At 68.5% G+C, this 10,562-nt stretch carries 11 protein-coding genes; 5 read left to right on the top strand and 6 right to left on the bottom strand.

The features are described from left to right. The 3 genes from ACWELQ_RS25595 to ACWELQ_RS25585 form a co-directional block, all read left to right on the top strand. Window positions 1–652 (top strand): YdcF family protein (locus tag ACWELQ_RS25595; RefSeq protein ID WP_452399588.1); only part of this gene is annotated, 652 nt, incomplete at its 5' end. A gap of 108 nt (window positions 653–760) precedes the next feature. Further along, window positions 761–1,777, top strand: coding sequence for a methyltransferase (locus tag ACWELQ_RS25590; protein ID WP_452399587.1), 1,017 nt, complete (start codon window positions 761–763; stop codon window positions 1,775–1,777). After that, window positions 1,774–2,469, top strand: coding sequence for an HAD family hydrolase (locus ACWELQ_RS25585; protein WP_452399586.1), 696 nt, complete (start codon window positions 1,774–1,776; stop codon window positions 2,467–2,469). Before ACWELQ_RS25590 ends, ACWELQ_RS25585 begins: the two co-directional genes overlap by 4 nt. A 1-nt stretch (window position 2,470) precedes the next feature. Here the strand turns inward: ACWELQ_RS25585 and ACWELQ_RS25580 are convergent, their stop codons facing one another. From ACWELQ_RS25580 to ACWELQ_RS25565, 4 genes are all read right to left on the bottom strand, one after another. Further along, window positions 2,471–2,992: an ester cyclase gene (locus tag ACWELQ_RS25580; RefSeq protein WP_452399585.1), complete on the bottom strand. Its 522-nt coding sequence runs from the start codon at window positions 2,990–2,992 to the stop codon at window positions 2,471–2,473. After that, window positions 2,992–3,489, bottom strand: coding sequence for a hypothetical protein (locus ACWELQ_RS25575; protein WP_452399584.1), 498 nt, complete (start codon window positions 3,487–3,489; stop codon window positions 2,992–2,994). Before ACWELQ_RS25575 ends, ACWELQ_RS25580 begins: the two co-directional genes overlap by 1 nt. A 24-nt stretch (window positions 3,490–3,513) precedes the next feature. Beyond that, on the bottom strand, window positions 3,514–4,527 hold the full coding sequence (locus tag ACWELQ_RS25570) for a hypothetical protein (protein ID WP_452399583.1): 1,014 nt from the start codon (window positions 4,525–4,527) through the stop codon (window positions 3,514–3,516). Between the two features lie 1,141 nt (window positions 4,528–5,668). Further along, window positions 5,669–6,832, bottom strand: a complete 1,164-nt coding sequence (locus ACWELQ_RS25565) for an SPFH domain-containing protein (protein WP_452399582.1) — start codon at window positions 6,830–6,832, stop codon at window positions 5,669–5,671. 409 nt (window positions 6,833–7,241) lie between these two features. On the opposite strand from ACWELQ_RS25565, the gene ACWELQ_RS25560 reads away from it, so the two are divergent. Beyond that, window positions 7,242–7,982 (top strand): TIGR00266 family protein, encoded by a 741-nt coding sequence (locus ACWELQ_RS25560; RefSeq protein WP_452399581.1) that lies wholly within the window; start codon window positions 7,242–7,244, stop codon window positions 7,980–7,982. 17 nt (window positions 7,983–7,999) lie between these two features. Here the strand turns inward: ACWELQ_RS25560 and ACWELQ_RS25555 are convergent, their stop codons facing one another. Beyond that, window positions 8,000–8,920, bottom strand: coding sequence for a TY-Chap domain-containing protein (locus ACWELQ_RS25555; protein WP_452399580.1), 921 nt, complete (start codon window positions 8,918–8,920; stop codon window positions 8,000–8,002). Between the two features lie 63 nt (window positions 8,921–8,983). On the opposite strand from ACWELQ_RS25555, the gene ACWELQ_RS25550 reads away from it, so the two are divergent. After that, window positions 8,984–9,988, top strand: coding sequence for a DUF1152 domain-containing protein (locus tag ACWELQ_RS25550; protein ID WP_452399579.1), 1,005 nt, complete (start codon window positions 8,984–8,986; stop codon window positions 9,986–9,988). 13 nt (window positions 9,989–10,001) lie between these two features. On the opposite strand, the gene ACWELQ_RS25545 is transcribed toward ACWELQ_RS25550, so the two are convergent. Further along, window positions 10,002–10,364 carry a hypothetical protein gene (locus ACWELQ_RS25545; RefSeq protein WP_452399578.1) on the bottom strand — a complete coding sequence of 121 codons (363 nt, stop codon included), beginning with the start codon at window positions 10,362–10,364 and terminating at the stop codon, window positions 10,002–10,004. Between the last annotated feature and the right edge of the window lie 198 nt (window positions 10,365–10,562).

Raw genomic sequence — 10,562 nt, 5'->3', positions numbered from 1 at the left:
GGCGAGCTGGTCGGACTACACCGGCGATCTCATCACCCGTGAGGTGGCGCTCAACCGGCTCAACGGCATCGACGGGCGACTCGCCGACGGGACGCGGAATCTGTTCCGCGCCATCGGCGCCGCGGTCGGCACGCTGCCCAATCCGATCCCGGCGATCGCGGGCCCGCAGACCGGGATCGCGGTGCTGGGTTACGGGCTGCTGCCGGACGGTTCGATGCGGCCCGAACTGGTGAACCGGCTGCAGGCGGCGTGGTTGCAGGCGATCGCCTCGCCCATGTCGCCGATCCTGGTGACCGGCGGCAATCCGCAGAACGGGATCACCGAGGCGGCCGCCATGCAGGGCTGGCTGATCGGGCACGGCATTCCGGCCAGTCGCATTCTGGCCGACCACCGGGCCGGATCGACCGTGCAGAACGCCTTGTTCGGGGCGGCGATGCTCAAGGACGCGGGCGCGACCAGCGCGATCGTGGTGACCTCCCCCAACCACATTCGGCGTGCCGTCGCGGACTTCATCGTCGCGGGCATTCCGGTGGTCGGCGCGACCACGTCCCTGGAGCAGCTGGTTTCCCAGCTGCCGCCCCCGGCGCGCAACAGCCAGCGCGGCATGTACCTCGACGCCAGCCGCACCCTGCGCCTGCCCGCCGAGCGCTGATACCCCGATCCGCGGGCACCCGGGAGTCGCTGACACCCTGGATTCGACGACACGCACGCCCGGACCCTGCCCGAACTGGGCGGCCGTCCGGGCGTGCACAATAGCGCGGTGAGCTCCTCCGATACCGACACCCTCGTCGCCCGCCTGCGCGCGGCCGGTTGCGTGTTCGCCGAGGACGAAGCCGCCCTGCTGCTGTCCGCCGCCACCGACGCGGCCCAGCTGGAATCGCTTGTCACCCAGCGCATCGCCGGATTCCCGCTCGAACACCTGCTGGGCTGGGCAGAATTCCGCGACCTGCGGGTGAAGGTCGCGCCGGGGGTCTTCGTGCCGCGACAGCGGACGGGATTCCTCGTCGAGGAGGCAATCATGCTGGGCCGCAGGCGAATCGAGTCAGCCGGGCAACCGGTTGCGGACGATCCGATCACGCGGCGGATCGCCTCGCCGAGTTCGAGTAGCACCGAACCCGTTGCGGCGCACAGGACTCCGCGAGACCCGGCCGTGCGGTCGCCGATCCGAGCACGATCCGCCGATGTCGCCGGTGTGGGGTCGTCGATCGGCGACACTCCGCTCTCCGCGGTCGGGGCGGCACCGGACGCAACCTCGGGCCAGATGCTGATCGCACTCGATATGTGCTGTGGCTGTGGCGCATTGGGGTTGGCCCTGGCGGCGGAACTGGCGGGCGACGGGATTCGGGTCGAACTCACGGCGGCCGATATCGAACCGGCGGCCGCGGCCTGTGCGCGGGACAACCTGACCGTGGTGGGCGGGCGGGTGTTCGAAGGGGATCTGTTCGAGGCGGTGCCGTCGGATCTGCGTGGGCGCGTGGATATTCTGCTGGCGAATACGCCGTATGTGCCGTCGGCGGAGATCGCGTGGATGCCGCCGGAGGCGCGCGATCACGAGCCGCGGCGGGCGCTCGACGGAGGGGCCGACGGGCTGGATGTGCTGCGGCGGATCGCGGCGGTGGCCGGGGACTGGCTGGCTCCGGGCGGGCATCTGCTGGTGGAGGAGAGCGAAGAGCAGGCGCCGGTCGCGGCGGAGGTGATGCGTGCGCACGGGTTGCGGGCGCGGATCGCGGAGTGTGAGGAGTTGGGGGCCACCGTGGTGATCGGAACGCGGGCATGAGCATTCGCGGAGTGCTGTTCGATGTCGACGACACGCTCATCGACTATTCGGCGACGGCACGGTTCGGGATTCTGAAACATCTGGCGGCGGAAGGGCTGCTGGATCGGTTCCCCTCGCCCGAGGCCGCGGCGGCGCGATGGCACGAGATCGAGGAGACGGAGTACCCGCGATTTCTGGCCGGGGAGCTGACCTTCCATGGGCAGCAAGCGGTTCGGACACAGCGGTTCCTCGCGGAGCTCGGCGTGACGGCCGACGATCCGATGGCCTGGTTCGGCCGCTATGCGGCACACCGGGATACGGCGTGGGCGGCGTTCCCGGAGGTCGCCTCGGCACTGGGCGTCCTCGACGGCCGCTTCGGGCTGGGCGTGGTGTCCAATGCGTCGCAGCCCTACCAGGTCGGGAAGCTGCGGCGGGTGGGGCTGCTGCGGCACTTCGAGGAGACGATCCTCTGCTCGGACGAATTCGGTTCGCCCAAGCCGGATCCGGAGATCTTCCACGCGGGATGCGCGATGCTCGGCCTGCCGCCGCAGCAGGTCGCCTATGTCGGCGACCGCTACGACGTCGACGCGCTCGGGGCCCGGGATGCCGGGCTGCGCGCGTTCTGGGTCGATCGCGGCGGGCTCGGCGTCGTCGCCGACGACGGGATCACCGCGATTCGCTCGCTGGCGGAACTGGATTCGGCGCTCGCCTGACCTACTGCGCGGCTTTTCTGGCGGCGCCCAGGGCGCGGTTCATGCGCACCAGATACATCGGGCTCGGTGGGACCCAACCCAATTGGACCGCCTGACCGAGATCGTCGCGGTTGGCCCAGTGCTCGATGAGCTTGCCGTCGGCGATGCGCACCCAATGCGACTGCGTCACCGCGAACGTCTTGCCGGTGGACGGAAAAGCCTGGTCCGGCTTGGCATCCGCGTCGTACACCACGAAGGTTCCGGTCTGGCGGCCGTGCATGGTGGTGTGCAGGGCGACCACATCGCCTTCCACGAGCGCCTCGTGCACCTCCCAGCGCATATCGCTGAAGACCGACCGCAGCCACAGCGCCGACGCGTAGGCGGCCGCGGGGCCGCGCCCCCGGGCCGCCGCCGGTTCCGCCTTGGCTTCCCGGTTCACGGCGTCGGGATGGATGAGGGCCTCGAAGTCGGCGAGGTCGCCGTCGGCCATGATCTCGACCGTACGGATCGCGATCTTGCGGAGAGTTTCGGGATCGGCGGTCATCATGCCTCCAGAGACTTGCGGATCTGGGCTTCGATATCGAGCTGGGCGCGGGCCGCGCTCAGCCCGGCCGTCACGTCGGCGGCGGTGCGCTGGGTGGCGGCCGAAACATACTGTGCCACAGCGGCTTCGATGGTTTCAACGCCCTGGGTCGCGGTGGCGCGCTGCGGGTCGCGAGCCCCGGACGGCAGGGCTGCCATGGCCACCAGGCGATCGTCCCACGCCAGCGCGGCCTGCTCGAGTTCGGCGCGCAGCACGATGGTGGTGCCGTCGTCGAGGGTGTTGGCGGTGCGCAGGGCGGTCATGGCGTCGCGCAGGCGACGGTGCAGGCGCGCCTCCGGGTCGTGCGAGCCCGCCCAGGAGGCGGGGGCGCGGGTGGGGGTGCCGGGGATCACCTCGTTGGCGGCCGAGGTCGCGGCCTGCTGACGCTTGGACAGCAGCATCACACCGCCCACCACCGCCGCCAGCAGGATCAGTACTACGAGCACGAAAATCAGCACGGTCGGCTCACTTTCCTCGGTCGATCAATGATGGGTGGTGGGATGCGGTGCCACCGTGGTGTGGCTCGGATGCGCGGGCGTGTGATGCCCGTGCACGGCCGAGTAGACGCCGACGATCACCGCGATGACGGCGAGTACCGCCAGGATCGCGCCGATGATCTTCACCTTGCTCCACGGCCGGTCACCGGCGACCTGACCGGTGAGGCCGTTGATGTACACCTGGTACGGCTGGTTCATGTAGACGACAGTCAGCAGCCAGATCGGCAGCAGCAGATGCTTGTACGCCAGCCAGTTCCACGAGGTGTCGAGGCGGTCGATGCTCTGGCGGTCGCCGCCGATATCGGAGCGCACGCTGGATTCGATGGCCGACTCGATGCGCTGCTGCGCCTCCGGGAACGACTCCTCGGCGTCCTTGTCGTAGGTGCGGCACAGATGCCCGGCCACGAACTCCGGGGAGTAGGCGCGCGCCCGCTCCACCGGCCACGGCTCGAGCGAGCGAATCCGGTTGCGGGCCATGTTCTCGTTGGCCAGCACCGGCAGGTCGGCGAACTCATTGCTGACCTGCCCCCAGACCGGGGTCCACCGGGTGCGGGTCTCGTAGACGGGATCGCCGTCCTCGTCGGTGCCGACTCGCACTTGATAGTCGTCGCCGCGCTGACCCTGATATTGGCTCTCGGTGTCCGCGTCATAGGTGAAGTACGCGGTGTACAGGCTCGAGAACGCGCCGATCTGCCGGTACTTGCGGAACTTGGTCGGCGCGAACCACCGTCCCGACACCCACTTGTCGACCAGTTCGCGGGCCTGCTTCTCCCCCACCAGGAACGGCACCACACCGTCGACCGGCAGCCGAGCGGGCGCATTGTGCACGTCATCACGCTGAATGGGCGTGGCGCAGTACGGGCACCGCGTCGCGGTCAGGCTCCCGTTGAATCCGGTGGTGCCACCACAGTTCTGGCACTTCACCTCCCACTCCCCGGTAACCTGCGGCCCGCTCTGCGTAGCCTGCAACTCCCGCAGCGCCGCCATCGCGGGCGCCAACTCCCGAGCCTCCACAGGTTGGTTCGGCGCCGTCACCGGCGACCGATTCCCGCAACTGGGGCACAACAAATCCTGCCCCACCGGATCAAACCCAAGCTGCGCGCCACACGACGAACAAGGATACGTCCGAGTCAACTCCGTGCTGTGCAACATCGCCCGATCCGGCACGACGGGACCCGGCTGCGCCGCAGCGTTTTCCGACGCGGGCGCATCCGGAGCCTGCATCCCAGGTACGAACACCGGAGCCACCATCACCGGCTGCGGCAGGCCGCCCACCGGAGCCTGCACCGGCTGATTCGGCGCGAATCCCCCAGGCAGCGGCGGCGGCACAGCCCCGCGCTGCGGCATCGGAGGCATCCCCTGCCCGGGCAGCGGCGGCGGCCCCGCGGGTACCCCGGAACCCGGAAGCGGCGGCGGTGCAACAGTTCCCGGCGTAGCGGCGGCGACCGGCGGCGCACCCCCGTACAGCCCACCACCAGCACCCGGCAGTGGAGGCGGCACAGCCCCACCCTGAGGCGCAGGCGGCGGACCGGCGGGCGCGACGACACCCGGAAGTGGCGGTGGTGCAACGGTCCCCGGCACAGAGCTCGCGGATGGCGGCACCGGATAGCCGGATTGCGGGGAGCCATACGGGCCGCTGACCCCGCCTGGCATCGGCGGCGGTGTACGGCCGGGTGCGGCGGCACCGGACAGCGGGGGTGGGGGCGACGTCCAGTTGCCCTGGGCGGGAGTCGATTGCGGCGTCCAGGCGCCAGGGCCCGTCGGAGCCGGTGCGGCGGGCGGCCATTCGCCTTCAGGATTAGGCGTTTGCTGCCCCGTGGGGAGTGGGGGCGTCCACGGGCGGGGGTCGGCGGTGTGCGGGACGGCCGGGTCGCTGCCCGGGAGCGGCGGTGGGCCGGACTGGCGCTGGGGCTGGTTGTCGTTCATCGGGGCTCACTCGGTGCGGCGGACGCGACGGTCGCGCCATTGCGGTGGAAGGGCTTTGGGGGACGCACCGGGTTGTCGGGCGTTCGGTGGCCACGGTCGTTCGTGGCTGACGGAGCGTTCGTGGGCGTCGTGCCGACGGGCCGCTGTGTGACGTAAGACCCGTCGGCGGGCAAGGAATGCCGACGGGTCGTGGCCGGATATTCGGCCCGGGCCGCTACTGCGGGGGCAGCGGCGGCGGGGTGCCCGGGAGGGGCGGCGGGGTGGCGAAGAGGCCCGCCAGGGCGGGGACGGTGGCGGCGGGCTGCCAGCCTGCCATGCCCTCGCACCACACATTGGTGTCGCGGGTCAGGTTGCCCGCCGAGACGTATTGGCGCAGTTGGTCGATCGGGAACGGGCCGACGGCCTGGCCGCCGTTGTCGAAGTGGAACTGCTGCTGGCCGGGCAGCGGCGGCGGGGCGGCCTGCTGCGGGGCGGGGGCGGCCTGCTGCTGCGGCTGGGCGAATCCGCCCTGCATCTGGCCTGCCATTTGACCACCGAGCACGACACCCAACCCGGCCTGCATGGCGGCGCCCATGCCGCCGCCGGGGTTCTGGGCCGCGGCGAGCATGGCGTCGGCGGCCTGCATCTGCTGGTAGCGGCCGAGATCGACATTGTTCATGAAGCCGCCCGCCTCGACGCCGCGCGCCACGCCGCGGGTCATGGCCTGCTGGATCTCCTCGGGCAGCGAGATCGTCATGGTGACGCCCTCGACCCCGATACCGAAGCCGGACAGCCGCTGGCCGACGAATTCGCGCAGCTTGTCGGACAATTCGACCTGGCGGCCCTGCAGGTCGATGGCGCCCAGACCCGACGCCATGATCATGTCGGAGAAGCCCAGCGCGACGTTGGCGCGCAGCTGCTCGCTGAGGGTGTCGGCGTCCACCTCGGCGTTGGTGCCGATCATCTGGCGCAGGAACACCTCGATATCGGTGACGCGCACGTTGGCGGTGCCGTTGGCGCGGATCTGCACCATGCGGAAGTCGGGGTCGCGCACGGTGATCGGCTGCGGTGTGCCCCAACGCATATCGGTGACCGCGCGGGTGTTGATGAAGTACACCTCCGACCGGAACGGCGAGTTGAAGCCGTGCCGCCACCCCTGCAGGGTGGACATGATCGGCATGTTCTCGGTGGTCAGCGTGTAATGCCCCGGCCCGTACTTGTCGGCCAGCTGCCCGCGGTAGACGAAGACGGCCTGCTGCCCTTCCCGGACGATCAGCTCCGCACCGTTCTTGATCTCGTTGTCGTAGCGGGGAAATCGCCACGCCAGCGTGCTGCGAGTGTCGTCCAACCATTCAATGATGTCGACGAATTCGCCGCGGATCATGTCGAACAGGCCCATTGCCTTCTCTTTCCTCCCTCGGGCGCGACGCCCTAACCCGGCCGAAGTATGGCACAGGTTGCTGAACGCGCGCGGTCACCGTCACGTGGCTATCGAGCCAACCACGATCAGTGTTAATGATTCATGAACAGCCCTGGCCCGCGCGAGTTTTCCCACGCGACCCATGCCGATCCGCTATCACCGGCGCGATACCGGGACGGCCCGGTGGCCGTCGTGCTCACCTAGCGCTCAACGGTCGAGCCGCCGCGCTGCCCGGCCCCGCCGACGCCACCCCGGTTTTACGGTCGCTTTGCTTTTCCCTAAGGGGCGCTTGGTATTTCGCGTGCGATTGACGGGGAGCGGGCGGGCGAAGCAACCGTGGTCGCCGTATGCTGACGCCCGCATTGATCGAGATCTACGGGGAGCAGTTGTGCAGGCGAACATCAAGGGCAGCACGATGCCGGTGCTGGAATTGCAGTTGGGGCCGGGGGAAGCGGTTATCACGCCGCATGGCGAATTGTCGTGGATGTCGCCGAATGTGACGATGACGCAGACCACCAGTGCCGCCGGCGGCGGCGGGTTCATGAACTCGCTCAAGCGGGTCGCGGGCGGCGGCGGTCTGTTCATGACGCAGTACCAGGCCACCAATGGCCCCGGCCTGGTGGCGTTCGCCAGCAAGGTGCCCGGTGAGATCGTGCCGGTCGACATTCACCCGCAGCGCAGCATCCTGGTGCATCGACACGGCTGGCTGGCCAGCACACCCGGCGTGAATGTGAGTGTCGCACTGCAGCAGTCGATTCGCAGCGGCCTCTTCGGCGGCGACGGCTTCCGCCTGCAGCGCCTGGAAGGTCAGGGCCGCGCCTGGATCGAACTCTCCGGCGAACTCACCCGCTACAACCTGGGCCCCGGCCAGACCATGCTGGTGCATCCCGGCCACGTCGGAATGTTCGACCAGACCGTGCAATTCACCATGACCACGGTCCCCGGCATCCGCAACAAGATCTTCGGCGGCGACGGCTTCCTCCTCGTCGCCCTCACCGGCCCCGGCGAAATCTGCCTGCAAAGCATGCCGCTACCCAACCTCGCCCACGCCCTCATGCCGTACGTCGGCGCCGAATCCGGCGGCGCGGGCGCCGCGGGCGGCGTCGTCGGCGCCATGCTGCGCGGCTGACACCGACACACTCCGGATCACGCTCGGCGCCCGCCGAGCCTGATCCGGGCCCGGTGCAACCACCTGCTCGCACGTCCGGGCACTTCGGACTGCTTCTTCCGTAGCGCATAGGCCAGTCGGCGGGCTCCGTCCGGTGTTGGGAGACGGGTCAATCCGAGACGGTCGACCGCGAAGGTCTGGGAAAGACCGTCCCGCCACGCCTCGATCCGCAGGTCTGCGGGAGCACCGACAGCGAGCGCTGTCGAGAGCGCCCGGACGATGTCCCCGGCGAGTCTCGCGCACTCCTGCTGGGCCACTGGCGAATCCACGTACTTGGCCCAGTTCTCGGTGCCGTTGCCGGGCGGTTCCGACCAGCCGTGCGCGCTCAACGTGGCTCCTCGCTCCGCGGGCATGTGCTGGTGCGGGTCCAGGCACCGGTTCGACACCACCTCGCACGACATTTCACCGGGCTGATGGCCGACCTGGGCATATCGGCGATCGGTCGTTGTCAGGATCAGGTATGCACCCGTAGGCATTTCACACAGAACTCGTGCCAACCGGTCGGCGAGTTCAGACCAGTCGGCGGGTGGATCGGCAAGCTCACGTGTCCTGACGCGATACCCGGGTTCCTCGACGAGATCGGGCAGTTCGATGCCCTCGTGCGGAATTCCCCACTCGATCGAAACGCGAGCGTCGGGAGCTACTTCGGCTACCGAGCACTCGATCTGCGCATCGAACCACTCCCGCCAGACTCCCCAGCCGTTCAACAGCAGCGGCCAGGGACCGGTGTCCGCACAGACCACGAACATTCCGTCGTCGGCCACGTAGTAGTAGGTGCCCACCGCGTCATAGACATCCTCGTGCAGGAGTACCGCGTCGACCGCGGCTTGCACGGCCCACGCGAGTTGTTCGTCGCCGTGGAACCTGATCGTGACGCGAAGGTCGTAGCCATCGGACATGCCTCGAACGCTAGATCACACCTCCGACATCGACACGGAACGAGATCGGTTGCGGGAGATAGCTTGTTGGCGCGGGACTGTCGTCGTGGCCAGAATGGCGAAGTGAGTTCGTATCGTTTGGCCGAGCCGCCGTTGTTCACTCGCCTGCGTGATGCGTCCAGTGTGCTGATCGCCGGCGCGGGCGGGGGATTCGATGTCTACGGCGGATTGCCGCTTGCCGTCGCACTGGAGGGGCTCGGTAAGAAGGTGCATCTGGCTAATCTGTCGTTCAGTGATCTGCGGCGGATTCCGCTCGACAACTGGGTCGCGCCGGGGGTTGCCGCTGTCGAACCTGACACCGTGGGCAACGATGACTACTTTCCGGAACGCAGTTTGGCGCGATGGCTGGCAGAGACCGGCCGGGAGCCGATCGTGTATGCGTTCCCCAAGTGCGGGGTGCGTCCGCTGCGGGCGGCGTATGCCGCGCTTGTCGAGCAGCTCGGGGTGGACGCCGTGGTGTTGGTTGACGGCGGCACGGACATTCTGTTGCGGGGCGACGAGGCCGGGCTGGGCACTCCGCAGGAGGATATGACGAGTCTCGCGGCCGTGGCGGGGCTCGACGGTCTTGTCCGCGTGGTGGTGTCGGTCGGATTCGGTATCGACGCCTACCACGGTGTCTGTCACGCGCATGTGCTCGAGAATCTCGCTGCGCTGCAACGGCAGAACGCCTTTCTCGGCGCGCTGTCGATCCCGTCGGACAGCCCGGAAGGTGCCGCCTACTTCGCCGCGGTTGTTCACGCCCTGGCCGAAACGCCCTTGCGCCCGAGCATTGTGCACTCCCAGATCGCGTGCGCGCTGCGCGGGGAATTCGGCGACGTGCACGCCACCGACCGCACCGGTGGCACAGAGTTGTTCGTGAATCCGCTCATGGCTATGTACTTCGCCGTCGATCTCCCGGCGCTGGCGCGTACGGTCGAATACCTGCCGTTTCTCGAGTCGACCGAGGACGCGTTTCAAGTGGCACAGGTGATCGAAGCGCATCTCACCTCTCGGCCCGAGCCTCGCCCTTTCAGCGCTATTCCACACTGACCCGCCGACGCGGTCAGCCGTACTCCGGGGTCATCTTGGCCAGCAGGCCGTTGATCTCGGTTTGGGTGATGGCTTTCATGAGGGGGTCTTCGCTGTTGACGATGACGGTGCCGCCGGAGAAGTGGCGGCCGGATCTCACCTTGCCCCGTTCGGTGTTGTCCGTGGTGCTGTATTCGAGTTGGTACCAGCCGTCTTGCGGCTTCTTCGAGTATTTCGTGGGGAAGTCGGTGACCAAGCCCGGGAGATCGTCGATGCGGGACTTGAGGGTGGATTTGTCGGTCTTCACCTTGTAGAAGATCCGGAAACGGGTGCGGCCGCTGATATACGCCTTGAGTTTCGGGCCGCTGTCGTGTTCCTGGCGGATGCGGCAGGTCAAGGTGCCGTCCGCGAAATACAGGGTGGGAGCGCGGTCTTCACCCGAGGTCAGATGGGACAGGTTGGCGCGGGTGCACAGACTCCGTAGTAGTGCCAGGCGCGGGCAGGGATTTATGGCCGTCCAGTTCGGACACTTTGCGCTCGATGGCGCGATTGGCCACACCCTCGGGCTGCCCCGGCACGGTCGGCACCGCCGACC

It is taken from the genome of Nocardia sp. NPDC004722, from assembly GCF_053601505.1.
The sequence above is the reverse complement of the archived record's forward strand: the minus strand, read 5'-3'. Positions and strand labels throughout refer to the sequence as shown.